The 26,763-nt window shown below is 68.8% G+C and carries 22 protein-coding genes; 16 read left to right on the forward strand and 6 right to left on the reverse strand.

Annotated elements, in window-relative coordinates; translation table 11 throughout:
• Positions 1 to 273 precede the first annotated feature (273 nt).
• Genes AC5P76_RS11340 through AC5P76_RS11380 form a run of 9 tightly spaced genes read left to right on the forward strand, consistent with a single transcriptional unit; the run spans position 274 to position 12,656 of the window.
• Positions 274 to 1,905, forward strand: coding sequence for a TldD/PmbA family protein (locus AC5P76_RS11340; RefSeq protein ID WP_253118362.1), 1,632 nt, complete (start codon positions 274 to 276; stop codon positions 1,903 to 1,905).
• A gap of 28 nt (positions 1,906 to 1,933) precedes the next feature.
• Positions 1,934 to 3,568 carry a TldD/PmbA family protein gene (locus AC5P76_RS11345; protein WP_074902370.1) on the forward strand — a complete coding sequence of 545 codons (1,635 nt, stop codon included), beginning with the start codon at positions 1,934 to 1,936 and terminating at the stop codon, positions 3,566 to 3,568.
• Between the two features lie 21 nt (positions 3,569 to 3,589).
• Positions 3,590 to 4,924, forward strand: a complete 1,335-nt coding sequence (locus tag AC5P76_RS11350; protein WP_053515946.1) for a TldD/PmbA family protein — start codon at positions 3,590 to 3,592, stop codon at positions 4,922 to 4,924.
• Positions 4,924 to 5,631 carry a DUF4159 domain-containing protein gene (locus AC5P76_RS11355; RefSeq protein WP_065174125.1) on the forward strand — a complete coding sequence of 236 codons (708 nt, stop codon included), beginning with the start codon at positions 4,924 to 4,926 and terminating at the stop codon, positions 5,629 to 5,631. Before AC5P76_RS11350 ends, AC5P76_RS11355 begins: the two co-directional genes overlap by 1 nt.
• A 13-nt stretch (positions 5,632 to 5,644) precedes the next feature.
• A complete protein-coding gene (locus AC5P76_RS11360; protein WP_253118363.1) occupies positions 5,645 to 6,628 on the forward strand; it encodes an AAA family ATPase in 984 nt (327 codons plus the stop codon).
• Positions 6,629 to 6,635: 7 nt separating this feature from the next.
• The gene (locus tag AC5P76_RS11365; RefSeq protein WP_065174124.1) at positions 6,636 to 7,529 is read left to right on the forward strand and encodes a DUF58 domain-containing protein; all 894 of its coding nucleotides are present in this window, start codon (positions 6,636 to 6,638) and stop codon (positions 7,527 to 7,529) included.
• On the forward strand, positions 7,526 to 8,653 hold the full coding sequence (locus AC5P76_RS11370) for a BatA domain-containing protein (protein WP_253118364.1): 1,128 nt from the start codon (positions 7,526 to 7,528) through the stop codon (positions 8,651 to 8,653). Before AC5P76_RS11365 ends, AC5P76_RS11370 begins: the two co-directional genes overlap by 4 nt.
• A complete protein-coding gene (locus tag AC5P76_RS11375) occupies positions 8,650 to 10,830 on the forward strand; it encodes a DUF4175 domain-containing protein (RefSeq protein WP_253118365.1) in 2,181 nt (726 codons plus the stop codon). Before AC5P76_RS11370 ends, AC5P76_RS11375 begins: the two co-directional genes overlap by 4 nt.
• Positions 10,827 to 12,656 (forward strand): hypothetical protein, encoded by a 1,830-nt coding sequence (locus AC5P76_RS11380; RefSeq protein WP_253118366.1) that lies wholly within the window; start codon positions 10,827 to 10,829, stop codon positions 12,654 to 12,656. Before AC5P76_RS11375 ends, AC5P76_RS11380 begins: the two co-directional genes overlap by 4 nt.
• Positions 12,657 to 12,671: 15 nt before the next feature.
• Here the strand turns inward: AC5P76_RS11380 and AC5P76_RS11385 are convergent, their stop codons facing one another.
• Positions 12,672 to 13,190, reverse strand: a complete 519-nt coding sequence (locus AC5P76_RS11385) for a hypothetical protein (protein ID WP_253118367.1) — start codon at positions 13,188 to 13,190, stop codon at positions 12,672 to 12,674.
• A gap of 304 nt (positions 13,191 to 13,494) precedes the next feature.
• On the opposite strand from AC5P76_RS11385, the gene AC5P76_RS11390 reads away from it, so the two are divergent.
• From AC5P76_RS11390 to AC5P76_RS11405, 4 genes are all read left to right on the forward strand, one after another.
• Entirely contained in the window at positions 13,495 to 15,984 is a 2,490-nt protein-coding gene (locus AC5P76_RS11390) for a DEAD/DEAH box helicase (RefSeq protein ID WP_253118368.1), read from the forward strand.
• Entirely contained in the window at positions 15,981 to 17,021 is a 1,041-nt protein-coding gene (locus AC5P76_RS11395) for a ribonuclease H-like domain-containing protein (RefSeq protein WP_495222754.1), read from the forward strand. Before AC5P76_RS11390 ends, AC5P76_RS11395 begins: the two co-directional genes overlap by 4 nt.
• Positions 17,022 to 17,153: 132 nt before the next feature.
• Positions 17,154 to 19,283, forward strand: a complete 2,130-nt coding sequence (locus AC5P76_RS11400) for a DUF4132 domain-containing protein (RefSeq protein ID WP_253118370.1) — start codon at positions 17,154 to 17,156, stop codon at positions 19,281 to 19,283.
• Between the two features lie 17 nt (positions 19,284 to 19,300).
• The gene (locus AC5P76_RS11405; protein WP_253118371.1) at positions 19,301 to 19,636 is read left to right on the forward strand and encodes an I78 family peptidase inhibitor; all 336 of its coding nucleotides are present in this window, start codon (positions 19,301 to 19,303) and stop codon (positions 19,634 to 19,636) included.
• Positions 19,637 to 19,674: 38 nt separating this feature from the next.
• Here AC5P76_RS11405 and AC5P76_RS11410 read toward each other — a convergent pair whose 3' ends face one another.
• The 3 genes from AC5P76_RS11410 to AC5P76_RS11420 all read right to left on the reverse strand — a co-directional run bounded on the left by AC5P76_RS11410 (position 19,675) and on the right by AC5P76_RS11420 (position 22,644).
• Positions 19,675 to 21,627, reverse strand: a complete 1,953-nt coding sequence (locus tag AC5P76_RS11410; RefSeq protein WP_253118372.1) for a M56 family metallopeptidase — start codon at positions 21,625 to 21,627, stop codon at positions 19,675 to 19,677.
• Between the two features lie 3 nt (positions 21,628 to 21,630).
• Positions 21,631 to 22,017, reverse strand: coding sequence for a BlaI/MecI/CopY family transcriptional regulator (locus AC5P76_RS11415; RefSeq protein WP_053515971.1), 387 nt, complete (start codon positions 22,015 to 22,017; stop codon positions 21,631 to 21,633).
• A gap of 225 nt (positions 22,018 to 22,242) precedes the next feature.
• On the reverse strand, positions 22,243 to 22,644 hold the full coding sequence (locus AC5P76_RS11420) for a hypothetical protein (protein WP_065182094.1): 402 nt from the start codon (positions 22,642 to 22,644) through the stop codon (positions 22,243 to 22,245).
• A gap of 169 nt (positions 22,645 to 22,813) precedes the next feature.
• Between AC5P76_RS11420 and AC5P76_RS11425 the strand changes: the two genes are divergently transcribed.
• Together AC5P76_RS11425 and AC5P76_RS11430 are read left to right on the forward strand one after the other, a co-directional pair.
• A complete protein-coding gene (locus AC5P76_RS11425) occupies positions 22,814 to 23,245 on the forward strand; it encodes a Rap1a/Tai family immunity protein (protein ID WP_180876150.1) in 432 nt (143 codons plus the stop codon).
• Positions 23,245 to 23,700: a hypothetical protein gene (locus AC5P76_RS11430; protein ID WP_253161731.1), complete on the forward strand. Its 456-nt coding sequence runs from the start codon at positions 23,245 to 23,247 to the stop codon at positions 23,698 to 23,700. The genes AC5P76_RS11425 and AC5P76_RS11430 overlap by 1 nt, the downstream gene beginning before the upstream one ends.
• A 9-nt stretch (positions 23,701 to 23,709) precedes the next feature.
• Here AC5P76_RS11430 and AC5P76_RS11435 read toward each other — a convergent pair whose 3' ends face one another.
• Positions 23,710 to 24,336 (reverse strand): hypothetical protein, encoded by a 627-nt coding sequence (locus AC5P76_RS11435; protein WP_253118374.1) that lies wholly within the window; start codon positions 24,334 to 24,336, stop codon positions 23,710 to 23,712.
• Between the two features lie 256 nt (positions 24,337 to 24,592).
• Here AC5P76_RS11435 and AC5P76_RS11440 point away from each other — a divergent pair, with 256 nt between their 5' ends.
• On the forward strand, positions 24,593 to 25,690 hold the full coding sequence (locus AC5P76_RS11440) for a serine hydrolase domain-containing protein (RefSeq protein ID WP_253118429.1): 1,098 nt from the start codon (positions 24,593 to 24,595) through the stop codon (positions 25,688 to 25,690).
• On the opposite strand, the gene AC5P76_RS11445 is transcribed toward AC5P76_RS11440, so the two are convergent.
• Positions 25,647 to 26,762 (reverse strand): SDR family oxidoreductase, encoded by a 1,116-nt coding sequence (locus tag AC5P76_RS11445; RefSeq protein WP_495222755.1) that lies wholly within the window; start codon positions 26,760 to 26,762, stop codon positions 25,647 to 25,649. The genes AC5P76_RS11440 and AC5P76_RS11445 overlap by 44 nt on opposite strands.
• Position 26,763: the final 1 nt, after the last annotated feature.

Below are 26,763 nucleotides of genomic sequence, written 5' to 3' on the forward strand. Positions count from 1 at the left end.
GTCCGGTTGCGGGGGCGTGAGCGCCATGGATGGCGCGACCGAGGCTACAGGGACGTATTCACGCCGTCCCCCGCAACCGGACCCACCCCGCCATCCCAAGGAATGCCGCGTTTGACGTTGACGTTGATCCCAGCAGGTGCAGGGCTGCAAGCCCTGCCGCCCCCACCCATGACTGCAGTCACTTGTGCTGATTGCCCTCCGCTGGCGAAAGTCGAGCAGTTGACGTGATCGGCTTGGCCCGTTGCCGGCCGCACGCGAGTGAGAGAGAGCGCTGTGCAACGACGTGAGTTCCTGGCTTTATCCGGTCTGGGCATGGCCGGCCTGCTGCTGCCGCACGCGCGGCTGATCGCCGCCGAGCAGCTGCTCGAACCGGGCGACGTGGCCCGCAGGAAGGTACTGGCCGAGGCCGCGCTGGCCGCTGCCAAGCGGGCCGGGGCGACCTACTGCGACGTGCGCATCGGCCGCTACCTCAACCAGGCCGTGATCACCCGCGAGGCGCGGGTGCAGAACGTCACCAACAGCGAGTCGTCCGGCATCGGCATCCGGGTCATCGTCAACGGTGCATGGGGCTTCGCCGCCACCCGCGAGCAGACCCCCGCCGCGGTCCTGGCCGCCGTCGGGCAGGCCGCCGCCATCGCACGCGCCAACGCCCCCCTGCAGAGCCGGCCGGTGCAGCTGGCGCCGGTCACCGGCGTCGGCGATGTGAGCTGGAAGACCCCGATCCGCAAGAACGCGATGGCGGTGCCGATCCAGGACAAGGTCGACCTGCTGCTGAGCCTGAATGCGGCGGCGATGAACGCCGGTGCCGACTACATCAATTCCACCCTGTTCCTGGTCAACGAACAGAAGTACTTCGCCTCCAGCGACGGCTCGTTCATCGACCAGGACATCCACCGCATCTGGCTGCCCTTCACGGCCACCGCCATCGACAAGGCCACCGGCAAGTTCCGCACCCGCGCCGGTCTGTCCTCGCCGATGGGCATGGGCTACGAGTTCCTCGATGGCGACGCGCACGGCAAGGTGCAGCTGCCCGGCGGCATCACCGCCTACCGCGACTCCTACGATCCGGTTGAAGATGCGATGGCAGCGGCGCGGCATGCGCGCGAGAAGCTGAAGGCGCCGTCGGTGAAGCCCGGCAAGTACGATCTGGTACTGGATCCCTCCAACCTGTTCCTGACCATCCACGAGAACGTCGGCCATCCGTTGGAGCTGGACCGCGTGCTGGGCTACGAGGCCAACTACGCCGGCACCAGCTTCGCCACCCTGGACAAGCGCGATGCTGGCTTCCGCTGGGGCAGCGACATCGTCAACTTCTTTGCCGACAAGACCCAACCGGGCAGCCTCGGTGCCGTCGGCTATGACGACGAGGGCGTCAAGACGCTGCGCTGGGACCTGGTCCGCGACGGCATCCTGGTCGATTACCAGGCCACGCGCGATGAGGCACACATCCTCGGCCGCGATGCGTCGCATGGCTGCAGCTACGCCGATTCCTGGTCCAGCGTGCAGTTCCAGCGCATGGCCAATGTCTCACTGGCGCCGGGCAGGCAGCCACTGAGTGTGGAGGACATGATCAAGGACGTGGAGAACGGCATCTACATCCACGGCCGTGGTTCCTATTCCATCGACCAGCAGCGCTACAACGCGCAGTTCGGCGGCCAGCTGTACTACCAGATCAAGGACGGAAAGATCGCCGGCATGGTCGAGGACGCGGCCTACCAGATCCGCACGCCGGAGTTCTGGAATGCCTGTACGGCCATCTGCGACGAACGCGACTTCCGGCTTGGCGGCTCGTTCTTCGACGGCAAGGGCCAGCCGGGCCAGGTCTCGGCGGTGTCGCACGGTTCGTCCACCACCCGCTTCAACGGCATCAACATCATCAACACCGCGCGCAGTCTCGGCGCTTGAGCCACCCCATCGTTCATGGAGAGCAGCCTTGCACAGACGTGACTTCCTGGCCCTGACCGGCCTTACCGCGGGCGGCCTGATCGTGCCGTCCTTCTTCGGCAAGGTGATCGCCGCCGAGCAGCTGCAGTCCAGCCTTGACCCCGCGCTGAAGAAGCGCCTGGCCGACGCTGCCCTGCAGGCCGCCCGCAGTGCCGGCGCCACCTACTGCGACGTGCGCATCGGCCGCTATCTGCGGCAGTTCGTGATCACCCGCGAAGACAAGGTGCAGAACGTGGTGAACACCGAGTCCACCGGTGTGGGCATCCGCGTGATCGTCAACGGTGCCTGGGGCTTCGCCGCCACCAACGCATTGGGTACTGCCGACGTGGCCAGGGCCGCGCAGCAGGCTGCGGCCATCGCCAAGGCCAACGCAGGCGTGCAGAGCGCGCCGGTGCAGCTGGCCAGCACGCCCGGCGTGGGCGAGGTCAGCTGGCGCACGCCGATCCGCAAGAATGCGATGGAGGTGCCGATCAAGGAGAAGGTCGACCTGCTGCTGGACGTCAATGCCGCAGCGATCGGCGCCGGTGCCAGCTTCGTCAATTCGATGCTGTTCCTGGTCAATGAACAGAAGTACTTCGCATCCACCGATGGCTCCTACATCGACCAGGACGTGCACCGCATCTGGGCACCGATGACCGTCACCGCCATCGACAAGACCAGTGGCAAGTTCCGCACCCGCGAAGGCCTGTCTGCGCCGATGGGCCTGGGCTACGAGTATCTGGACGGCGCCGCCGCCGGCAAGGTCGTCAGCCCCAACGGCGTGGTCAACTACAGCTCCTCCTACGACATGAAGGAGGACGCCATCGCGGCCGCCAAGCAGGCGCAGGAGAAACTGAAGGCGCCGTCGGTGAAGCCGGGCAAGTACGACCTGGTACTGGACCCGTCGCACACCTGGCTGACCATCCACGAGTCGATCGGCCATCCGCTGGAGCTGGACCGCGTGCTCGGCTACGAGGCCAACTACGCCGGCACCAGCTTCGCCACCCTGGACAAGCGCGAGCAGCGCTTCCAGTACGGCAGCGAGCTGGTGAACGTGTTCGCCGACAAGACCCAGCCGGGCAGCCTCGGCGCGGTCGCGTACGACGATGAAGGCGTGAAGTGCAAGCGCTGGGACCTGATCAGCAACGGCAAGCTGGTCGACTACCAGACCATCCGCGACCAGGCCCACATCCTCGGCAAGACCGAGTCCGATGGCTGCTGCTATGCCGACTCGTGGTCCAGCGTGCAGTTCCAGCGCATGGCCAACGTGTCGATGGCACCGGGAAAGACGCCGCTGAGCGTGCCGGACCTGATCAAGGACGTGGAGAACGGCATCTACATCATCGGCGACGGTTCGTTCTCGATCGACCAGCAGCGCTACAACGCCCAGTTCGGCGGCCAGCTGTTCTACGAGATCAAGAACGGCCAGATCACCCGCATGCTGGAGGACGTGGCCTACCAGATCCGCACGCCGGAGTTCTGGAACGCCTGCACCGCCGTGGCCGACGAACGCGATTACCGCCTGGGCGGCTCGTTCTTCGACGGCAAGGGCCAGCCGGGCCAGGTCTCGGCGGTTTCGCACGGCTCGTCGACCGCACGCTTCAACGGCATCAATGTCATCAACACCGCACGCAGCCTCGGCTGACCGGTCAGGAGCCCTTACACCATGAGTATCTTCACCGAAGCCCAGGCCAAGGCCATCCTCGACAAGGTCATCGCCCTGTCCAAGGCCGATGAATGCACCGCCGTGCTGGCGGGATCGATCGCCGGCAACATCCGTTTCGCCCTGAACAACGTTTCCACCAGCGGCATCGTGGACAACACCGAGCTTGCCGTTACCGTGGCCTTCGGCAAGCGAGTGGGCACCGCCTCGATCAACGAGTTCGACGACGCCGCACTGGAACGCGTGGTGCGCCGCGCCGAGGATCTGGCCCGCCTGGCACCGGAGAACCCGGAGTTCATGCCCGCCATCGGCAAGCAGACCTACCGGCCGAGCCCGACCTTCAGCGAGTCCACCGCCGCCATCGATCCGGCATTCCGCGCCAAGGTGGCCGCCGATTCGATCGCGCCCTGCCGTGGCAACGGACTGATTGCCGCAGGCTTCCTTGAAGATGGCCAGGGCTTCTACGCCACTGCCAACAGCAACGGCAACTTCGGTTACCAGCGCACCACCAACTTCGACTACACCTGCACCGTGCGTACCGAGGACGGCCGCGGATCGGGCTGGGTCGGCCGCAACCTGAAGGACGCGGCGGACTTCAAGGCCGACCAGGATGTCCGCATCGCCATGCGCAAGGCCACCGAATCGGCCGAAGCCAAGGCGCTGGAGCCGGGCAAGTACACGGTCATCCTGGAGCCGGCCGCGGCCGCAGGCCTGATCAGCTTCATGATGAATTTCTTCAGTGCGCGCTCGGCCGACGAAGGCCGCAGCTTCCTGTCGAAGAAGGGCGGCGGCAACAAGCTCGGTGAGCAGGTCTACGACCCACGCGTGAACATGTATGCCGATCCGTGGCACCCGGAAGCGCCGGTGCTGCCGTGGGACAACGAGGGCATGCCGCGCGAGCGCCTGGCCATCATCGAGAACGGCAAGGTGGCCAACCTGGACTACTCGCGCTTCTGGGCGCAGAAGCAGGGCAAGACCGCCAAGGCCACGCCGGGCAACCTGCTGATGAGCGGTGGCGAGAAGAGCACCGCCGAGCTGGTGCGTGGCACCCAGAAGGGCATCCTGGTCACCCGCACCTGGTACATCCGCATGGTCGATCCGCAGACCGTGCTGCTGACCGGCCTGACCCGTGACGGCACCTTCTACATCGAGAACGGCCAGATCAAGCACCCGGTGAAGAACTTCCGCTTCAACGAATCGCCGGTGATCATGCTCAACAACATCGAAGAGCTGGGCAAGCCGGTGCGCGTGGCCGGCGACGAGTCGAGCTTCGTGATGATGATCCCGCCGATGAAGCTGCGCGATTTCACCTTCACCTCGTTGTCCGACGCCGTCTGATGGATCGCCGGGCCTGCCTGCGCTGGTTGGCTGCTGCCGCTTCGGCGGCCGCGCTTCCGGCCTGGGCACAGGCAGGCCCGCGCAGTTCGCGCTACGACTTCTGGTTCACCCGCCTGCAGTACGACTCGGGCGACTGGGACGTGGACGCGCGCATGCCGTCCAACCTGATCACTTCGCTGATCGACTACACCTCGCTGCGCGTGGACCCGCAGGAACACGTGGTGGCACTGGCCGACCCACGCATGCTGGAAGCCCCCTTCTGCTACCTGGCCGGGCACACGCTGGTGGAATTCAACGCGGCCGAGCGGCAGAACTTCGTGCGCTACGTGCGCAACGGAGGCTTCGTCTTCGTCGATGACTGCAACCATGACATCGATGGCCTGTTCGCAACCTCCTTCGAGGCGCAGATGGGCCGCCTGTTCGGGCCCAGGGCGCTGCAGAAGCTGCCCAACAGCCACGCGCTGTACCGCAGCTTCTTCCGCTTCCCCGATGGACCACCGGCCACCAGCTTCGAGTTGAACGGCTGGGGCGACGATCTGGTGCACGACTATCTGAAGGGCATCGAGGTCGATGGCCGCCTGGGCGTGCTGTACAGCAACAAGGATTATGGCTGCGAGTGGGATTACGACTGGCGCAACAAGCGCTTCCTGGCCGAGGACAACACGCGCTTCGGCGTCAACATCGTGATGTACGCATTGAACAATTGAGTGAGAGCCCCCCATGACCCGCCCTGATCTCGATTCCCTGCTGCCGCGCCTGCACGATCTGCGCGCCGCCCTGGCCCGTGCCGTGGTCGGCCAGCACACGGTGGTCGAGCAGCTGCTGATCGGACTGCTGGCCGGCGGCCACTGCCTGCTGGAAGGCGCGCCCGGCCTGGGCAAGACCCTGCTGGTGCGTTCGCTGGGGCAGGCGCTGGAGCTGCAGTTCCGACGCGTGCAGTTCACGCCGGACCTGATGCCCAGCGACATTCTGGGTACCGAGCTGCTGGAGGAAGACCACGGCACCGGCCATCGTCATTTCCGCTTCCAGCAGGGGCCGGTCTTCACCAATCTGCTGCTGGCGGATGAGCTCAACCGCACGCCGCCCAAGACCCAGGCCGCGCTGCTGGAAGCCATGCAGGAACGCACCGTCAGCTATGCCGGCACCACCTATGCGCTGCCCGCGCCGTTCTTCGTGCTGGCCACGCAGAATCCGATCGAACAGGCCGGTACCTATCCGCTGCCGGAGGCCCAGCTGGACCGCTTCCTGCTGCACGTCCTGGTCGATTACCCCAGCGAGGCCGAGGAGCGCCAGATCCTGGAACAGACCACCGGCGGTGCCGGCGAGGCGGTACCGAAGGTGATGGACGCCGCTGCGGTCATCGCCCTGCAGGCGGCAGTGCGCCAGGTGCACGTCAGCCCCGATGTGCTGGCCTGGATCACGCGGCTGGTGCGTGCCAGCCGACCCGGGCCGGAAGCGCCCGCGGCGATCAACCAGTGGGTGAAGTGGGGTGCGGGACCACGCGCCGGGCAATCGCTGGTGCTCGCGGCCAAGGCGCGCGCGTTGCTGCAGGGCCGCTTCGCCGCCACCCGCGAGGACGTGCAGGCCCTGGCTGCACCGGTGATGCGCCACCGCCTGCTGCTGTCGTTCGCCGCCGAAGCCGAACAGAAGCGCGCCGACGACGCGGTCGCCGCTCTGCTGCACGCCGTGCCGTTCCCCGGGTGATCCACGCGTGAGTGCTGGCACGCTGGTCCTGCCTCCCGAACTGCGAGCGCGCCTGCGCGCGCTGCGGTTGCGGCCACGTCTGGCCAGCGGCGCGAGCGGCATCGGCCAGCACGCGAGCCGCAGTCGTGGCGCCGGCCTGGAATTCGCCCAGTACCGCGCCTACGAACCCGGCGATGAACTGCGACAGATCGACTGGAAACTGTACGCGCGCTCGGACCGCTTCTTCGTGCGCGAGTCGGAGCGCGAAAGCCCGATCACGGTATGGCTGCTGCTCGATGCCACCGCATCGGCCGGCCAGTCCGACCGTGGCGCGCCGGCACGCAGCCGCCTGGATCACATGCGCATGCTGGCCGCCTGTGTCTGCGAGCTGGCACTGCAGCAGGGCGATCATTTCGGCCTGCTGACCGTCACCGGCGACGGCCTGCAGCTGGTACCCGCAGCGCAGGGCGCACGCCAGCGCGACCGCGTGCACCTGCAACTGCATGCCCTGCAGCCACGAGGCGGCTGGCCCGCCCGTGACACGCTGCGCCCGCTGTGGGAGCGCGTTCGCCCGGGCGACCTGCTGCTGGCCATCGGCGATGGCTTTGATGACGCCGGCATCGTGCTGCTGGAGCAGCTGGCCAGTGCACGCCGCGAGGTACTGCTGCTGCAGGTGCTGACCGCCGACGAGCGCGACTTCCCGTTCGATGCCGGCCATCGGTTCCGCGACCCTGAAACCGGCGAGGAACTGCTCGGCGATGGCGCGGCGATCCGCGCCGACTACCTGCAGCGTTTCACCGCTGCACACACGGCACTGCACCTGCGGCTGCAGGCCAGTGGCATCGCCAGTGCCACCGGCTGGCTCGATCAACCGGTGGACCAGCCGCTGCAGGCGCTGTTCGGCCGCGGGGGCGGCGCGTGAGCCTGCTGTTTCCGCTCGGGCTGGCCGCACTGGCGGCGTGGCTGCTGCCGCTGCTGATCCATCTCGCGCGTCGCCATCCCTACACGCCGCTGGACTTCGCCGCGCTGCGCTGGCTGCGTGCACGGATCCGCCCGCGCCAGCGCGTCCGCTTCGATGACTGGCCGCTGCTGCTGGTGCGGTTGCTGCTGCTTGCCGCGCTGGCCGTGCTGCTGGCGCGGCCGGCATTGACCGGACCGGCGCCGGCTACCGGCGCATGGACGGTCGTCGCACCCGGTCTGGATGCGACCGCGCTGCATGCCGGCGCTCCTGCCGACGACGACAACTGGCGCTGGCTTGCGCCCGGATTCCCCACCGTCGACCAGCCACCACCAGCCACGGATGTGGCCCTGCCCAGCCTGCTGCGCGAACTGGATGCGCAGCTGCCGACCGGCACCGCGCTGACCGTGCACGTGCCCGATCCGCTGCCCGGCCTCGACGGCATGCGCCTGCAGCTCTCGCGGGCGGTGCGATGGCAGACACATCCCCGTGCGACCGCCGCAACGGCCGCGCCCACCCCGCTGCCGCAACTGCGCATGCACGCTGATGCCCCGGCCGCGGCACAGCGCTGGCTGGCTGCGCTGCAGCGCGCATGGGGCACCCGATCACCCGCGCCCGTCCTGCCTGCGGATGCGCTGCCCGCTCCGGGCGAAGTCGGTGTCTGGAGCCGCGCCGATGCGCTGCCCGCTCACTGGCAGGCATGGCTGCAGGACGGTGGCAGCGTGCTGACCGCCGCCCGGCCGGCAGCGGATGCACGCCCGCTGCTGCGCGACGCCGAAGGCGCGACGCTGCTGTGGCAGCAGCGCGTTGGCCACGGCCGCCTGCTGTTCCTGCCCGGCGAATGGAATGCCGCAGGCAATGCCGCGCTGCGCGATGCCCGCCTGCCGCACACCCTGCTGCAGGCGTTGCAACCCGCGCCACCGCCGCGCTCAGGCGATGCGCAGGATCACGCACCGCGCCAGGTCGCCCTGCCGGCTGCCACGCCTGCCGTGCGTGAGCCCACCGCCTGGCTGCTGCTGGCCATCGTGCTGTTGTTCGCACTGGAGCGCTGGATGGCCAGCAACGCGCGGCGGAGGCTGCCCGCATGACGATGCTGCAACGCGCCTGGCAGCGCGCACGGCGCCGCAGCGGCGCCATCACTCTGCTGCTGGGACTGCCGTGGGCGCTGGCCACGACCACACTTGCACTGCGCCTGGGCGGTTTCGATATCGCCTGCATCGTTGCTACCGCCACTCTGCTCGCCTGCACAGTGCTGGCCACGGTCCGTGCCCGCCGCCTGGACCGCCACTGGGTGCAGCGCCGGCTTGACGGCAGCGGGGCCAGCGAAGACAGCGCCGACCTGCTGTTCGCCGATCCTGCCGCACTCAATCCGCTGCAGCAGCGCCAGCGCGACCATGTGCAGGCCGCGCTCGAACGCGCCATGCCGGAACTGCGTCCGCGCTGGCCGCGCGGCGCGTTGCTGCTGTGCTGGGTCGGAGGGATCGCCGTCGCACTGCTTGCGTTGGGCTGGCCACGGTCCGGTCCGTCCATGCCGGGCGTGTCCTCGTCGCGCCCCGCTGCCCCGGCAGTTGCGGGCCCGTTGCAGCTGCAGTCCACCCGCCTGCGCATCGAGGCTCCGGCCTATACGGGTCAACCACCCCGTAACCAGAACGCACTCGATGCCAAGGTCGCCGCCGACAGCCGCCTGTCCTGGTCGCTGCGCTTCGATCGTGCGCCACGCAGCGCATGGCTGCAGTTCCACGATGGCCGGCGCGTACCGCTGAACGAGCGCGACGGCCACTGGCAGGCGCAGGATGTGGCCCGTGCACCGGTGCTGTACCGCGTGGTCAGCGAACCGGCACTGGCCACGACACGCCTGTACCGCCTGGACGTGGTGGCGGACCGCGCCCCGACCGTACGCGTGCTGGAGCCCGCTGCCAGCCTGGTACTGGGCACGCCCGGGCAGCGCCAGTGGGCACTGCGCTTCGAGGCCAGCGACGATCACGGCGTGGCCACGCAGGCCCGCCTGTCGATCACCCTCACCCAGGGCAGCGGCGAGAACATCACCTTCGTCCAGCGCAGCGTGACGCTCACCGGCAGTGGCGAAGCAACGGCGCGACGGTTCGCTCACACGCTGGATCTGGGTGCACTGGGAGCGCAGCCCGGCAACGATGTGATCGCGCAGCTGGAAGTGCGCGACAACCATGCCCCGACGCCCCAGACCGGCCGCAGCAGCAGCGTGATCCTGCGCCTGCCCAGCAGCGAGGCGGTGCTGGGCGCTGAGCTGGAAGGCCGCATCAAGAAGACCCTGCCGGCCTACTTCCGCAGCCAACGGCAGATCATCCTCGATGCGGAGGCGCTGATCCGCCAGCGGCGCAGCCTGGCCGCCGATGACTTCGTCAAGCGCAGCGACGCCATCGGCGTCGACCAGCGCATCCTGCGCCTGCGCTACGGCCAGTTCCTTGGCGAAGAGAGCGAAGGCGCACCGAAGCCGCCGCCGACCAGCGACCTGCCGACCAGTGACACCCCTCCCGCAGACGATCATGACGACGATCACGACCATGATCACGACCACGCGGCGCAGCCGCAGGCCGGCGACCACGACGCGCATGGCCACGACCACGGCGGCAACGCAGGCAACGCCGAGACGCCACCGGTGTTCGGCAGCGCCACGGACGTGCTGACCGAGTATGGCCACACGCACGACCACGCCGAGGCGGCGACCCTGCTCGATCCGCAGACCCGCGCGACGTTGAAAGCGGCACTCGACCAGATGTGGGCCTCCGAAGGCGAGCTGCGCCAGGGACGCCCGGAGCAGGCGCTGCCCTACGCCTACAAGGCATTGGGATTCATCAAGCAGGTCCAGCAGGCCGAACGCATCTACCTGGCCCGCGTCGGCCCGGAACTGCCGCCCATCGATGAGGGCCGGCGCCTGGGCGGCGACCGCGCCGGGCTGGCCAGCCGACAGCTGCCACTGACGGCACGCACGGCACCGGACCCGGCCATCGTCGAGGCCTGGCAGCGACTGGGCGACGGCGACGGCACGCCGGATCTGGACGCGCTGGCGGGCTGGCAGCAGCGCAATGCGACCTACCTGCCCGACGCGCTCGACCTGGCGGCCGCCATCGAACAGCTGCGCATCGAGCCGGGCTGTGCCGACTGCCGGCAGCGCCTGCGGTCACAGCTGTGGAGGGCGCTGCAGCGCCCCGTGCCGCAGGCCACACGCCGCAGCGCGGCCGATGCGATGGGGCAGCGATACCTGGATGCACTGGAGGCGCAGCCATGAATCTGTCGGCACCGGCTCTGTGGGTCGCGCTCGTCCTGGTGCTGATCGTACTCGTCGCCAGCGCGCGCCAGCTGCGCGCACCGGTGCGACCGCGTGGCCCGCTGTTGGCCGTGCTCGGCCTGCAGGTCATCGCCGCTGCACTGCTGTACGCATGCCTGCTGCCGCCCGCACGGCAGCAGCCCGCTGCGGGCCTGGTGGTGCTGGGTGCCGATGCCGGAAGGGCCAGCGCGCAGCCGGCAAGCGAGGGACCGCTCCTCCTGTTGCCCGAAGCCACCCAGGTGCCGGGCGCGAAGCGTGTGCCGGACCTGGCGACGGCGCTGCGCCAGCATCCCTCGACGCGGCTGACCCTGGTCGGCGCCGGCCTGGAGGCACGCGACCGCGACGCCACGCTGCCCGCGCAGGTCCATTGGCAGGCACCGCCCGTCCCTCGCGGCTGGACCGCGCTGCAGCTGCCCGCGGATGTCGCCCCTGGCGCACGCTTCGACGTGCAGGCGCAGGCCCGCGGCGTCCCCCGCGCGCAGGCTGAGCTGCTGGACCCGGCTGACACGGTGATCGACCGCGCCCCGCTGGGCGAGGACGGACGGGTGCGACTGAGTGGCGTGGCCCGTGCCGAAGGCCGCAGCGTGTTCCGCCTGCGCCTGCTGGATGGCGAAGGCCATGTCGTCGATACCGTTCCGGTACCCCAGCAGACCCTGCCAGCCACGCGGGTCCGCCTGCAGATCCGCGCCGGCACGCCGGGACCCGAACTGAAGTACCTGCGACGCTGGGCCACCGATGCCGGCATCGACGTGCAGATGCAGGCCGACACCGGCGCCGGCCTCAGCATCAGCGAAGGTCAGGTCGGTCTGGACGCGGCATCGTTGGCGCGCACCGACCTGCTGCTGCTGGACGAGCGCAGCCTGTCCACGCTGGGGAGTGGCCAGCTCGCAGCGGTGCGCCAGGCCATGCACGAGGGCCTGGGTGTGCTGGTCCGCAGTGCCGGCGTGCCATCGGCCGGAGCGCGGCAACGCCTGCGCGAGCTCGGCCTGCCCGTGCAGGGCGATGGCGCCAGCCGCAGCGTCACGCTGCCCGGCGATGGTGACAGCGCGATGCTGGCAGCCCGACGCGGTCCGCTGGCGTCCGGCACGCTGCCTACCCGCGATGGCGAAGAGGCTGATCGCGATTCGCATGCCGCCGCGCTGCCCACCTTGGAACAGCTTGCGCTGCAGGTGCCTGCCACCACCGCACTGCTGCACGACCGCAGCGGCGCTGCCATCGGAGGCTGGCGCGATGCCGGCAAGGGTCGCATCGGCCTGCTGCCGCTGACCGACACGTGGCGCTGGGTGCTGGCCGGCCGCGACGATCGCCATGGCGAGCTGTGGAGCGATGTGGTCGGCACCCTGGCGCGCGCGCAGGGCGGCAGCACCGCGCCGTGGTCGCCGCAGCCGATTGCGTGGGCCGGGGAACGACAGGCCCTGTGCGATGTGCAGGCGCCGTTGCAGGTGTTCGATGCACGGGGCGCGTCGGTGGCGCTGATCGTGGACGGCGGCACCGGCAGCGCACGCTGTGCCGGCTGGTGGCCACGCGAGGCCGGTTGGCACCGGCTGCAGCAGGGCGAACGCTCCTACTGGCGCTATGTGTTCGACAGGACGGATGCGGCGGCGCTGCACCGGCAGGGAATGATCGATGCGACGGCGCAGGCCCTGGCTACCTCGGCACCGGTCAAGGCGCAGGCGACGCAGCCCGTACCGGGATCACGCTGGCCGTGGTGGCTGGCCTTCGTGCTGTGTGCGTCGCTGCTGTGGTGGCTGGAACGGCGGCCGCCCGGCGTTGCCCGGACGGCATAGCCCCCCATCCTTCGTTCACTTCAGCGGCGGTGCACCACCGCAACCCTCCTGCTGCGCACAGAACTGCAGCGCGCGCCGCTGCTGTTCCGCGCTCAGTTCCGGCGGTGGCCGGGCGATGGCGGACTGGATCTGATCCGGCCCCCCGGTGATCTTGTTCAAGCCCTTGCCCGCCGCCAGCAGGCCCTTGACCACGCCCATCATCACGTAGCCGCCGGCCATGCTCACCTGCTCGGGCGTCGGCGGTTCACTCCAGTTGCGGCTGAAGCGGTTGTTCTCGATCTTCACCGGGTTCCTGAAGCGGTACAGATCCAGTGGCTGATCGTCTTCAGGCTTCAGCGCGCGCACTTCGCCGAGGGTGGTGACGTTGCCCTGCGCGGGCGTGCCTTGGGGGGTCACGACAGGCTCCGGCGGTGCGGCGACGGTCTGCCCGGGTTCGGGCACCGCCGATACGGGTGATGGCGCCTGCTGCGCCTGCGCGGTACCGGCCAGCACCAGGCCGGCCAGAAGTGCTCCCTGCGTTGCTCGTCGTGCCACCCCTACCGCCCCTGTTGGTTGCGTCCTTCGCCTGAGGATACGGATGGCGGCTTCAGATTTCGTTGGAACGGCGCGCGCTGTTCAGCCCGCGCTGAAGTGGACTGCACGTTCGCGCCCGCGAGGTGCACCTGTCATTTGTTCGAGGCGGGCCAGCCCGTTGTTCCGGCGCACGCGGCAGGCGATTCACTGGATTCGACGTCCGGCTGCCGCCCGCGCACTGAACGGTTCACTCCGTCCCGCTGCGGGGTCTCACATCCTGAGACCCATCTGTGGTGCCATGTGCCCCCCTGGAATCCGTGCACCCATGGCCTACGAACTCGCCAAGCGCACCGCCGACGCGGAGCAGCAACTCGCGACCCGCGACGGTCTGCCCGCCCGCGACGGTGCCCTGCTCAGCGCGCGCCTGCAGCGCCGCTACCACGACCGCATCACCGGCAGCTTTGCCATCCCCGGCCGCGAGGGCCGCTATGCGCCCATTCCGGAATCGGTACCGCCGGCCCTTGCCGCCGCATTGAAGGCACGTGGCATCGAACAGCTGTACAGCCACCAGGCCAAGTCCTGGGAGGCCAGCCAGCGCGGCGAGCATGTGGCCATCGTCACCCCGACCGCCAGCGGCAAGTCGCTGTGCTACACCCTGCCGGTGGTCAGCGCGGCCATGCAGGACAACGCCAAGGCGCTGTACCTGTTCCCCACCAAGGCGCTGGCGCAGGACCAGGTGGCCGAACTGCTGGAGCTCAACCGCGCCGGCGATCTCGGGGTGAAGGCGTTCACCTTCGATGGCGACACGCCCGGGGACGCACGGCAGGCGATCCGCCTGCATGGCGACATCGTGGTATCCAATCCCGACATGCTGCACCAGGCGATCCTGCCGCATCACACCAAGTGGGCGCAGTTCTTCGAGAACCTGCGCTACATCGTCATCGACGAAGTGCATACCTACCGCGGCGTGTTCGGCAGCCATGTCACCAACGTGCTGCGCCGGCTCAAGCGCATCTGTGCGTTCTATGGCGTGCAACCCCAGTTCATCCTGTGCTCGGCCACCATCGGCAATCCGCAGGCCCATGCCGAAGCCCTGATCGAAGCACCGGTCACGGCCATCACCGAGTCCGGTGCGCCCAGCGGACCGAAGCAGGTGCTGCTGTGGAACCCGCCGGTCATCAACCCGGACCTGGGCCTGCGTGCATCGGCGCGTTCGCAGAGCAACCGCATCGCCCGCATCGCGATCAAGTCCGGCCTCAAGACCCTGGTGTTCGCGCAGACGCGGCTGATGGTCGAAGTGCTGACCAAGTACCTGAAGGACATCTTCGACCACGATCCGCGCAAGCCACCGCGCATCCGCGCCTATCGCGGCGGTTACCTGCCCACCGAGCGTCGCGAGACCGAACGCGCCATGCGCGCGGGCAGCATCGATGGCATCGTCAGCACCTCGGCGCTGGAACTGGGCGTGGATATCGGCAGTCTGGACGTGGTGATCCTCAACGGCTATCCGGGCAGCGTGGCCGCCACCTGGCAGCGTTTCGGCCGCGCTGGACGCCGCCAGCAGCCCGCGCTGGGCGTGATGGTGGCCAGTTCGCAGCCACTGGACCAGTACGTGGTACGCCATCCGGACTTCTTCGCCGAAGCCTCGCCCGAACATGCGCGCATCGCCCCGGACCAGCCACTGATCCTGTTCGACCACATCCGCTGCGCGGCCTTCGAGCTGCCGTTCCGGGTCGGCGATGGCTTCGGCCCGATCGATCCGGAGGTATTCCTGGAAGCCCTGGCCGAGACCGACGTGGTCCATCGCGAAGGCGAGCGCTGGGAGTGGATTGCCGACAGCTATCCGGCCAACGCGGTGAGCCTGCGCGCGGTGGCCGACGGCAACTTCGTGGTGGTCGACCGCAGCGACGGCCGCCAGCAGATCATCGCCGAGGTCGATTACTCCGCCGCCGCGCTGACCCTGTACGAGGGCGCCATCCACATGGTGCAGTCCACGCCGTACCAGGTGGAGACGCTGGACTGGGAGGGGCGCAAGGCCTACGTCACCCGCACCCACGTGGACTACTACACCGACAGCATCGACTTCACCAAGCTCAAGGTGCTGGATCGTTTCGACGGCGGCGTGGCCGGGCGCGGCGATTCGCACCACGGCGAGGTGCACGTGGTGCGCCGCGTGGCCGGCTACAAGAAGATCCGGTACTACACCCACGAGAACATCGGCTACGGCCCGGTCAACCTGCCCGACCAGGAACTGCACACCACCGCAGTGTGGTGGCAGCTGCCGCAGGCGCTGCTGCTGCGTGCGTTCGCCAGCCGGCAGGACGCGCTGGATGGCTTCCTGGGCGCCGCCTACGCGCTGCACATCGTCGCTACGGTGGCGGTGATGGCCGACGCACGCGATCTGCAGAAGTCGGTCGGCAATGGCGACGGTGCATGGTTCGCGGTCGCCGACCAGAGCGGCCGCGGCCAGCTGCGCGGCAGCGATGGCGATCCGGGCGCGGTCGAGCTGCTGCAGGTGTTCGTGCCGACCGTGTACCTGTACGACAACTTCCCGGGCGGCGTCGGCCTGAGCGAACCCCTGTGGCAGCGCCAGGCGGAGCTGGTGCAGCGCGCGCGCGAACTCGTGCAGCGCTGCGACTGCACGGCGGGCTGTCCGGCCTGCGTCGGCCCGGTACTGGCAGCGCAGGAGGAGGACGAGACCTCGCCGCGCGCACTGGCATTGCGTGTGCTGGACCTGTTCGATGCCGACGCCTGCCAGCACGTGCCCGATGCGGTGCCCGCCACCCGTGGCGCCGTGGAGCTGCTGGCACCGTGAGCCTGAGCCTGGACAAGCTGCGTCTGCTGCGGAAGCAGGCGGGCGACCCGAAGGTCGGGCCGCCGGCTGTCACGGCGGCGGCGGCCGCAGCGGTCGTCCCGGCAGCGGCCAATGATGCACGGCAGCCACCGGCCGAACGCTCGGTATTCGCCTGGGTTGAACAGGAGATCCGCCACAAGCCGACCGGTCCGGCTGCCATGACACCCGCCCCCACCACGCCACCGTTGCGGCAGCCCCACGTCGGCAGCCTGCATCGCCTGCTGGGATTGCGCACACGCGGCAGCGCAGCGCCCCTGCACGCGACCGCACAGGACCGGCGGCTGCCCGGCGAGGAGATCGCGCCAGGCCTGTTCCTGATCGAATCCCTGCAGCCGCAGCCGGTTCCGAAGGTTCCCCTGTCGCTGGCGTTCGCCCGGCGCGAGAACGAGCACGTGGCCGCGCGCGACCTGCTGTTCTTCGATACCGAGACCACCGGGCTGGCCGGCGGTACCGGTACCCGCGCCTTCATGATCGGTGCTGCCGACTGGTACACCTGCCCGCAGCGCGGCGAAGGCCTGCGCATCCGCCAGTTGCTGATATCGACGATGGCCGCCGAAGAGGCGATGCTGGCCACCTTCGCCGGCTGGCTGCAGCCCTCCACGGTGTTCTGCAGCTACAACGGCCGCAGCTACGATGCGCCCCTGCTTAAGGCGCGCTACCGGCTGGCGCGCCAGCGCGACCCGATCAGTGCCCTGGATCATGTCGACCTGCTGTATCCGACCCGCCGCCGCTATCGCGGCACCTGGGAGAACTGCAGGCTGTCCACCATCGAGCGCCAGCTGCTGCGCGTGATCCGCGAAGACGATCTGCCGGGATCGGAGGCACCGGGCGCGTGGCTGCGGTTCCTGCGCGGCGGCGACGCGGTGAACCTGCGCCGGGTGGCCGATCACAATCACCAGGACGTGGTGACCCTGGCCCTGCTGCTGCAGCGGCTGGTCCGCGAGGAAGCACAGGAGCGCGAACTGCTCGCCCTGCAGGCGCCGCCCGGCATGGCCTGAGCCGGGTCCTGCGCGTTCGCGGACGGTGTCACTTTATGACTGAATGCGATGGGGTTGGCAGAATGATGCCCTGCCGCTGGACCCCCAGGCGGCCCCGCCGGAGACTGGCGCGGCTCACGACACGGAGGTTCCATGAGCACCCAGGTCCCGGGCCCCCAGCTGCGCTCCCTTGCTGCCCTGCTGGCCGGCACGGAGGCGTCCAGCACGCTGGCCGGATTCCATGGCGAGGACCAGGCGGCGCTGCTGGCCCGGCTGGATGACGGGCAACTGGCCAGCCTGCTGCCGATGGCCCTGGGGTGCGACGGGCTGCCGCTCACGGATAGCGCGCGCCAGTGGGCGCACCGCATTCTCGACGCCGACGCGCAGCGGCAGCCCCGTCTTACCGTTGCGATCTGCGCCGCTGCACTGCTGCGCTTGTCCCGGCGCAGCACCGGTACACGGTCGGGCGCGCTTCGTCCGGTCGACGGCGTGGCCCTGCTTGCGCGCTGCACCGAGCCCGGCCACGAGCGGCTGCAGGCGCCCGCGCTGGCATTGCTGCAGCACTGCGGCCTGCACGCCGGGGCAAGCGTCGAAGCCGGCAGCGATGCACTGTCGCTGCTTGCATTGGCGCGCTGTGCCGGTGCCGACGGCAGCGGAACGCTGGCCTCGCTGCTGGACGGCTGCAGCGCGCACCCGCTGCTGCGTGATGAGCTGCGCCTGGTGGCGCACTGGCCGTTGCAGGACCTGTTGCGCCATGCCCGCATCGCCGAGCTGTACCCCACCGAGGCCGACATCGATCCGGCACCCGCCGATCTGCAGCCACTGAGCGAACACGACACCTACCTGCAGTTCGCCGAGCACGCATTGCAGCAGGCAGCGCAGCGCCTGCAGGCGATCCACAGTGGCCAGGCGCCCTACATCGCTGACCGTGCCTTCAGCATCGCCGAAGCCGGTGTGCTCTGGCGTGCCACGCGCGCGGCACTGGAATGCGATGCGCCCTGGCTGCGGCCCTTGCTGGCGCAGGTGCTGCCACCGGTGTGCGTTGCCCCGACCGCCGCCCGGACCCTGCCCTCGCAATCGGTGGCTGTGGCGCTGGCCAAGGCGGTCAATGCGATGCCCACCCCCGAGGCCATCGCCGCGCTGGCGCTGGCGCGGTCGCAGGTGCGCCATGCCGGCATCGCGCGGAAGCTGGACCGCCATCTGGCCGCCGCCGAACGCCGCCTCGCACAGCGCCCGCAACTGCTGCTGCGCCTGCCGGTCATTGCCGCCGGCAGGCGCTCACTGGCCAGCCTGGCCCGTGCCTTGGAGGCCACGTTCGTGCTGGGCGGCGAGTGGGCACTGCAGGACTGGCGCGACGCGTGCCGGCAACCGGCATTGGCCACCCTGCTGCAGGGCCTGGTCTGGCAGCTCGCCGATGCGCGCGGGCACTGGATCGATGCGATGCCGGTGGACGGCGCAGAGGCGTTCGCCGATGCGCATGGCATCGTGGTCGCGTTGCAGGGCCGCAACCGCCTGCGCCTGTGGCATCCCGCCCGCAGCCAACCCCATCTGCGCGCCGCCTGGCGCGCGCGGCTGATCGAGCAGCGCTGCCGGCAACCGCTTCGCCAGGTGTTCCGCGAACACTATCTGGACGCCCGCGGCGAACCCGCCGATACCGCTGCATTCAATGGGCTGACGCTGTCGGTGGCGACCTTGGCCGGGCTGGCCCGTCGGCAAGGCTGGCACGGCGATGACAGCGGCCAGCTGATGTTGGCCAAAGGCCCGTGGCGGATCGGCTGGCAGCTGTCAGCACCGCTGTCGCATGGCCTTGCCGGCGAGATCCGCAGCGGCCGCGTCCAGTTCCAGCGGCAGCATCGCGACGCGTGGCAACCGGTGCAGGCGCGCGAGCTGCCCGCAGTGGTGGCGTCCGAACTGCTGCGCGAACTCGACCTGCTGGCCAGTACCTGCGCATGCGGTGGCGAGGGCATGCCACTGCCGCCGGCCCGCATGGTCCGCTTGCGCGGGCGAACCCTGGAGCATCTGCTGGCCGCTCATCCGCAGCGTGACCTGATGACCTTCCAGCGCCGCCATGTGCAGGTCGGCCACTACAGGCTGCACTTGGCCACCGCCCGCGCCAGCCTTGCCGGGCAGACGCTGGCCCTGCCGGACCTGCCGGCGCGGCCACGCCGCTGGCTGCCTTACGACGACGCCGTGCTGGCGCAGCTGCTGGGCCGCATCGAACAGCTCGCCGAACGGGTATTGACGCCCCCTGAAGCCCCGATCGATGAGACTGTCGGCTCCTGATGCGTGGAGGATCCGCGATGCGTTCCAGTCTCTGGTTGATGCTCGGTTGTACCCTGCCGCTGGCCGCCTGCAGCCATGCGGGCGGCAGTGCAGGCAGTGGCAGCAGCAGCGATCCTGCACCCCTGCCTCCGCATGTCGCAGGAAGCCCGCAGCGATGCAACCCGGAAAAGCTGGAGGGGCTGGCAGGCAGGACCGCCGACGAGGCCACGGTGAAGCAGGTGGTTCAAGCCAGTGGTGCACGCACGGCGCGGGTGGTGAAGCCCGGCATGGCGGTGACCATGGATTTCCGCGAGGACCGGGTCACCATCGAGGTCGACGCGCAGAACCGGATCGTGCGCGCCAACTGCGGTTGAGCCGCTAACACCGGGCATGGCCCGGCGCTACCGCCGCTTCACAGCTGCTGGGCCTTGCCATTGGCCAGCGCACGGGCGATCACCTGCTGCGCCTGTCGCGAGGCCCGCTCGTGCAGGCGTGCCTGGCGTTCGCCGAGCGCGGCCTGCTGGCTGCCCAGCACCGCCTGGCGGCTGGCCAGCGCGGCCTGCTCTCCGGCCAGCCGACCCATCTCGCTGCTCCGCCCCGACTGGCGTTCGTCATCACGAGCAGCCTGAAGGGCGCGCCGCGCTTCAGCGGCGGCCTGCCGCGCGAGCGCTGCATCGTCGACCGAGTCACGCGCGGCCCTGGCCGCTTCGGCCGCCGCTTCACGATTGATGTCATGGGCAGCCATCGCACTGCGCGCAGTGCGCATCGCATCCTGCGCGATCTGGCGTGCATGTTCGCTCTGCAACCGGCCGAGCTCGCCCTGCTGGCGACCCAGCACGCTCTGCTGGCGTCCCAGTTCGCCCTGCTGACGGCCCAGTTCCGCCGCGCCGGCATAGGCACGTTGCAGTGACTGCACCAGCATCGGATCACGCACCACGTAGCGCTTGTCACCCTGGCGGAACCACAGTGCCGGTCCCTTGCCGAGCTGCCTGCGGGCCTGCGCCACGTCATCGATGCCGCCATTGGCGAAGGTCGAATCCCCATCCACCAGCACATAGGCCTGGCGCGGCGACTCGCCCAGATCCAACGTCCCGTAGGTGGTGATGGAGGTGCCGGTAGAGGTCATGCCGTCATGGTCCTCGTCCACGTCGGTCGCATCGTCGAAGGCCCCCACATCGGCATCATCGGGTCCGGTCACATCGTCCGGCCCGGTCACGTCAGCCGGCGGCGCGGGGGGAACCGGCACGGCCGGCAGGCGCGCCGACGCTGCCGGCGCCGGCGGTGCCTTCGGAGCCGGCGGCGGCGACAGGGGCTTCGGCGCCGCCGGCGGTGCGGGAGGCGCCGGCGGCACCGGCGCTGCGACCAGTCGCATGGGTGCCACACCCACCACCAGCACCACGGCGGTCAGGGCAACCGCGAGCACGCGCGGGCAGGCTTTGCGCGGCTGCAGCGAAAGCAGCCGGCGCTTGAGGCTGGTCGTGTCCGGCGCGGCACTGGCCACCCCCAGGTGCGGCTGCGGTGCAACGCCCAGCTGCAGCAGCAGACGCCCGTACGCGTGGCGACTGGCCCCATGCTGGCCCACCACCGCCTCATCCACCGCTTCTTCCCGGGCCTGGGCGTACTCACGCACCGACAGCCGCAGCAGCGGGTGGAAGAAGAACAGATGCTGCGCCAGTGCCGGCAACAATCCCCACTGCAGGTCACGGCGCTGCAGGTGCTGCAGTTCATGGGTCAATGCCAGGTCCAGCGCGTCGCCCTGCAGTGCAGTGGCGCCGGCCGGCAGCAGCAGCACCGGGCGCAGCGGCCCGACCAGCTGCGGCGCATCGATCTGTGCGCTCATCCACAGGCGCGGCGGGCGGCGAAGTCCATGCGCGTCGGCGGCCAGGTGCAGCGCCTGCACCAGCGCCGCGTCCTCGCAGGGATACGCGGCGGCCAGCAGCGCGCGGCAACGCCGCCACTCCGCCAAGGTGCGCCAGGCCATCAGCAGGACACCGGAGGCCCACAGCGCGGCCAGTGCAAGCGCCCACCACGCTGTTGCGGGCGTCGCCACGACCTCTGCCGGCATCGTGGCCAGCAGCTGCGCGGAGCCTTCCGCAGACAGCGGATAGACCACATCGGCGGCGATATCGGTAGCGGTCATCGCCACCGACGGCGACGCGGGCAACCAGGGCAGCTGCACCGGCTGGCTCCACACCAGGCCGAGCACGGCCTGCAACGAAACCAGCCACCACAACCGGCAACGCGTGGCGGACGACAGCGACGGCATCAGCCGGCACACGGCATACACCAGCGCCACCAGCAGCACGGTCTGCAGGCTGGTCCAGCCCAGCCGTTCCAGCATCGGGATCAGCATCGTGGTGTCCATGACTCAGCCCTCGTGGCGACGCGATTGGAGTTGGGCGACCAGCGCTTCCAGCTCGGCCAGCTCGTTGTCGCTGACCTGCTGGCGCTGCGAAAGATAGGCCACGAACGGCGACACCGAGCCCTGCAGGGTGTTGTCGACGAACTGGGCCACCGCGCCCTGCAGCACGCTGTCAGGGCCACGGGTGGCCTGGTAGCGGTACAGGCCTTCGTGCTGCCGTCGCTGCAGGTACCCCTTGGTGCGCAGCCGCTCCATCATCGTCAGCACGGTGGAACGGGCCAGCCCGCGCGCCTCGCCATAGCCGCTGGCGACCTCGCCGACACTGGCCGGCGCATGTTCATCGATGTACTGCAGCAGGGCCAGCTCCTGGTCCCCGATGGTTTTGCCGCGCATGACAGGCTCCCTTGACTACACGTGTCGTCACTGTCGGTGTGACGACACCTGTAGTCAACCCCCCGGAAGTCATGGGCCGACGAACGGTAGGGGGCAAGCGCAGCGTATGCAGCCGACGCGGCAGCTGCTGGGCTGGGAACCGGCGAGGCGAGCACTGAGTCATTGGTCGATCCCACCCTGCAAATATGACTTGTGCCGAGCATCAAGGCCCAGGCTCAGCATATTTCAGGCCTTGGAATAGCTCGCAAGAAGTAGCTCTGCATCTCGAGCGAGCCCCTCCTCGACCTCCACATCCGCTGCAAAATCGGACAACGCACGAAACTCCGCCGCGCTTCTGATTTTTCCACGCTTCAGAATTTCGCGAACCTTGGCCAACTTCCTATCCATAAAGAATTCAAAACTGAATCCATAAGTGGAGATCAGATACTCTCTGGCGATGCGCCTCGCATCCTCAGGAAGATCACTCAAATCCTCGGATATATCGCTTGCCAGCTCGTAGAGTTTTGGGCTGCGAGAAAAGTGCGTAACCAGTTTTCGCCTCAACTCAACAAGGTGCGGAATATCTTCAGGAGAAGACAGCATTGTTATCCCGTCCTGACACCACTTCTCCAGAACTTCCAGATCCATTGTCATTCCCCAAAATCAGCTAAAGCATGCCGCTGCGAGCCAGCGGGACGACAGGCACATGTGACAGCATGACTTATCGTACGCCCGGAAACGCTTCCTCCACTTGCCGATCCGATAGAGTTGGCCTTGGCGACGAGCCTTCTCTTCTCCATCTTCAGGAATCGCATGCATGCGCACTCCGGTTGGCCGCTGGCTGCGGCGGCCTTCAACAGCCTCCCTCCTTGCGGCGTGCCTGTCCGCCGCTCTGCCCGCGCATGCGGCAGACGCAGGCAATGCACTTTCCAGTGGTCGCGCACTGCTGGAGCGAATCACAGGCAACGAGGAGGGGCGTGAGTGCAGCGACGCACTGTGCCGCGCTCGCGCGGTGTCCTGGGCCCAGGGTTACATCGCGGCAGTCGCCGACAGCAGCGCCGGGCAATGGTGTGGACGAGCCACGGTCCTGCCCCATGAGCTTGTGGATCGCGTGTACAGCCACCTGAAGGCGCTTCCGCGCGCCCGCCTCGAGGAAGACGCATCGACGCTGGCGCGGGAAGCGCTGATTCACTCTTTCCCGTGTTCCCATGCGGCTCCATCGAGCAACAGCAGACCTGCCCAGGAGTGATGATGTCCCGATCCTTGATCAGTGCGTTCGCATTGCTTGTGCTGCACATTCCCGCCTCACATGCGTGGGAGTGCGAGACGGATCCCGCGAAGTTCAGGTTCACATCGGACTCGCCTTCCACGTTCAACCTGGGTGAGCGGGACGAAGTGGACAGGGCCTACGCCGCCCTGGCCAAGCACCTGCAACCGCTGCAGGGCTATCGGGCACCGCGGATCTTCTATTCAAAGGGCTTCAGCGCGATCCGGGAACATGACTGCAAGGCCGGAAAGTGCACCGCCATGGAGGTGCTGGAAGGCCTCCAGGAATGCGGCGCAGGCGGAATGAGCAGGCAGGATGCCTGTTACCCGTTGGCAGTCGTGCATGAAGGCAGGCTCTATTGCCTTCTGTACCCTGGCCAGAAGGACTTCGATCCTTCCAGGCCGTTTACACCCTATGTGCCCTTCAACAATAGCTGATGCGCGGGATCAGTCCCGCAGATCCTGCAGCTGATCGCGCGGGAAGAAGTCCGGATCGTCCTGTCCATCCAGCATTGCCTCGACCCGTTCGTCGAACTCGCGGGCGGCGGCAGCGGAGGCGTCGGGCCCAAGGAATGCGGAGTGTCCGTTTCCAGCAAGCCCAAGCGCGGCGACCGTTCTCCGTTCGCCGTCCTCGCCCCACAGATAGTCGTGGACAACGACCAGGCCGGCATCGTCCGTGGCCAGGAACTCGGCTGCGCTGCGCCCCAGGGCCAGAAAGAACAGGATGTCGTAGAGACTCTCCGAATAGGTCAACGACCCGGCAACGAAGTCTCTTCCGTTGCGGTCATAGGCCGCAATCCTGATGTTCTCCGCCTCTGCCGATCCCAGCACGAACTCCAGTGCCGCGCGGTTGTCCCGATGGCGCGCCAACATCGCGTTGCAGTCTGAAATGAGCGTCTGCAGACCCGGCGCATCCGGGTCGGAAAGATCCCCGCCTCCGGGAAGACTCCACTGCCCGCCGATGGAGCGCCAGTCCGACCAGCGGGACACGTCCGGCGGTGCTGCCGCAAGCCACCGCGCAAGATCTGCGCGTGACATGCTCAATCTGAGAAAAGCCGAGTACGGTTCGGACATCGCCGCCCTTCCTCCTGTGCATGGGTCTGCGTTGCGTGCAGCGGACAGACTGTAGCAAGTCCGGCAGCAGGCATCCTCCGTTCGCTGTCAGTATCGGCATCACTGCCATCAGGGTGGACTGCCGGCTCCGCTGGAATGTCCTCCCTCCCGGAAAGTCGCAACGGCGGCATCTAAACCCTCCTGCTGCCTGCTGCATCCCATCCGCACATCCCGCCGGGAATAACCCATGCTCCGCCCATCGCTCCCCCTTCTGCTCCTGCTGCTTGCTGCTCTGCCCCTCTCGCCGGCGTCAGCCAGCCCGGAGCCGGCGAACGAACAGGCTCGCCGCCTGATCCGCCAGACATTGCAGGACGAGCGCATTCCGGGCCTGCAGATCGCAGTGGTCAAGGACGGCCAGATCGTGCTGTCCGAAGCGTTCGGCCTGGCCAACGTGGAAAACGGCGTGCCCGCCACACGCAGCACGCGATTCCCGTTGAACTCCGCCACCAAGGCCTTTACCGGCGTCGCCGCCGCACAGCTGGCACAGCAGGGCCGGCTGGATCTGGATGCACCGCTATCGCGCTATCTGGATGCACTTCCGGCCGCCTGGCAGACCGTGCGCGTACGTCAGCTGCTGGCCCACACCTCCGGCCTGCCGGACATCCTTGACGAGCGCGGTCTGCTGGGCGGAGGCACCGAGGCACAGGCCTGGCAGGCCGTGACCGCACAGCCGATGGAGGCGGCACCTGGCCAGCGTTTCGCCTACAACCAGACCAACTATCTGCTCCTGGCGCGGATCATCGCGCGGCAGTCGGGCATGCCCTACGACCGCTTCCTGGCCAGCCAGCAGTTCGGCGCCGCTGGCATGGCACGCACCACCTTCGGCGACAGTTACGACCTGATCCCCGACGCCGCCACGATGTACAGCCTGGCCCCGCGCGCGACCGAAGCCGCCGATACTCCGCCACGGCTGTCGCACTGGTTCTACGACGTGCCGCCCAGCCTGTGGTCCGGCGGCGGCATCCTTACCACCGCCGATGACACCGCGCGCTGGCTGGTCGCACTGCTGGACGGGCGACTGCTGCGCGAGGATGGGCGCACACGGATGTGGACCGCCGAGCCGCTGGCCGATGGCAGGGCAGGCCCGTGGTCTGCCGGCTGGCCGGTACTGCAGGGTGCGCCGGACCGCCAGGTCGCCGGCATCGGTGGCGCGCGCTCGGCCTTCATCGTCTACCCTGACCGCGGCATCGCCGTGGTGGTGCTCACCAACCTGGTCGGCGCCAACCCGCAGCGCTTCATTCCGCGCATCGCCGATCTGTATGCGCCCCCGGTCAGCCCCGCGGGCCGCCCATCACCGGCAGGATCACCCCGCTGATGTAGCTGGCGCAGGCCGGTGACGCCAGGAACACATAGGCCGGAGACAGCTCCTCCGGCTGTGCCGGGCGCCCCATGTCACTGTCCTTGCCGAACTCGGCCACGTCGGGGGCCTGCTTGTCCGCAGGATTGAGCGGCGTCCACACCGGGCCGGGGGCCACGCAGTTGACCCGGATGCCACGCGGCAGCAGCTGGCTGGCCAAGGCTTTGGTGAAAGCGTGGATCGCCCCCTTGGTCGCCGAATAGTCGATCAGCGCCTTGCTGCCGAAGAGGCCGGTTTCCGAGCCCGTGTTGATGATGCTGGCGCCCTCGCCCAAGTGTGGCAGCACGGCCCGTGCCATCTGCACGTAGCCGCCGATATTGGTCTGCAGCGTCTCCTGCAGATGCTCGTCCTCCAGGTCCTCCAGGCGCTCGCAGTGCAGCTGGAAGGCGGCGTTGTTGACCAGGATGTCGACGCCCCCGAAGGCCTTGGCGACCTGCTTCACCGCCTTGTTGCAGAAACGCGGATCGCGCACGTCGCCCGCAATCACCACGCAGCGTCCGCCCTCGCTCTCCACATGCTGGCGGGTGATCTCGGCATCCTCGGCCTCATCAAGGTGCAGCACCGCCACGTCCGCCCCCTCGCGCGCGAACAGGACAGCGACGGCGCGTCCGATCCCGGAATCGCCGCCGGTGACGATCGCGCGCATGCCCTGCAGCTTGCCGCTGCCGACGTAGTCCGGTGCCAGGAAGCGCGGGGCCAGGTCCAGTTCGTGCTCATGTCCCGGCTTGGCCAGGTGCTGGGCAGGCAGGGTCTCCGGCTGGAGTCGCGTGCCCGCCTGGGTCGCCTTCTTCCTGGTCGCCTTCTTCGCCGCACGCGCATCCTTGGCCTTTTCCTGGTCCTGCAGGCGTCGCTGGCGGGCCGCAACCCGGGCGGCACGTGGATCACCGGCGGCGGCCTTGCGGGTTGCCGTCTTCACCACGCGGGGGCGTTCGGCCGCTGCTGCGGCGCTGCCCTCGGCAGCTGCCTTCGTACGCTTGCGTACTTTGGGCGACGCCTTGCGGCGGGCGGGAACCTTCTTGCTCGTAGCCATG

Source organism: Stenotrophomonas sp. YJH_SMC_36 (assembly GCF_059369935.1).

What these genes read in the sequence shown, in the direction of transcription:
- AC5P76_RS11355 (WP_065174125.1), top strand. Translation starts at nt 4,924, where the DNA reads ATGGATCGCCGGGCCTGCCTGCGCTGGTTGGCTGCTGCCGCTTCGGCG.
- AC5P76_RS11350 (WP_053515946.1), top strand. Translation starts at nt 3,590, where the DNA reads ATGAGTATCTTCACCGAAGCCCAGGCCAAGGCCATCCTCGACAAGGTC.
- AC5P76_RS11390 (WP_253118368.1), top strand. Translation starts at nt 13,495, where the DNA reads ATGGCCTACGAACTCGCCAAGCGCACCGCCGACGCGGAGCAGCAACTC.
- AC5P76_RS11445 (WP_495222755.1), bottom strand. Translation starts at nt 26,762, where the DNA reads ATGGCTACGAGCAAGAAGGTTCCCGCCCGCCGCAAGGCGTCGCCCAAA.
- AC5P76_RS11415 (WP_053515971.1), bottom strand. Translation starts at nt 22,017, where the DNA reads ATGCGCGGCAAAACCATCGGGGACCAGGAGCTGGCCCTGCTGCAGTAC.
- AC5P76_RS11360 (WP_253118363.1), top strand. Translation starts at nt 5,645, where the DNA reads ATGACCCGCCCTGATCTCGATTCCCTGCTGCCGCGCCTGCACGATCTG.
- AC5P76_RS11420 (WP_065182094.1), bottom strand. Translation starts at nt 22,644, where the DNA reads ATGGATCTGGAAGTTCTGGAGAAGTGGTGTCAGGACGGGATAACAATG.
- AC5P76_RS11375 (WP_253118365.1), top strand. Translation starts at nt 8,650, where the DNA reads ATGACGATGCTGCAACGCGCCTGGCAGCGCGCACGGCGCCGCAGCGGC.
- AC5P76_RS11380 (WP_253118366.1), top strand. Translation starts at nt 10,827, where the DNA reads ATGAATCTGTCGGCACCGGCTCTGTGGGTCGCGCTCGTCCTGGTGCTG.
- AC5P76_RS11400 (WP_253118370.1), top strand. Translation starts at nt 17,154, where the DNA reads ATGAGCACCCAGGTCCCGGGCCCCCAGCTGCGCTCCCTTGCTGCCCTG.
- AC5P76_RS11425 (WP_180876150.1), top strand. Translation starts at nt 22,814, where the DNA reads ATGCGCACTCCGGTTGGCCGCTGGCTGCGGCGGCCTTCAACAGCCTCC.
- AC5P76_RS11410 (WP_253118372.1), bottom strand. Translation starts at nt 21,627, where the DNA reads ATGGACACCACGATGCTGATCCCGATGCTGGAACGGCTGGGCTGGACC.
- AC5P76_RS11405 (WP_253118371.1), top strand. Translation starts at nt 19,301, where the DNA reads ATGCGTTCCAGTCTCTGGTTGATGCTCGGTTGTACCCTGCCGCTGGCC.
- AC5P76_RS11430 (WP_253161731.1), top strand. Translation starts at nt 23,245, where the DNA reads ATGATGTCCCGATCCTTGATCAGTGCGTTCGCATTGCTTGTGCTGCAC.
- AC5P76_RS11435 (WP_253118374.1), bottom strand. Translation starts at nt 24,336, where the DNA reads ATGTCCGAACCGTACTCGGCTTTTCTCAGATTGAGCATGTCACGCGCA.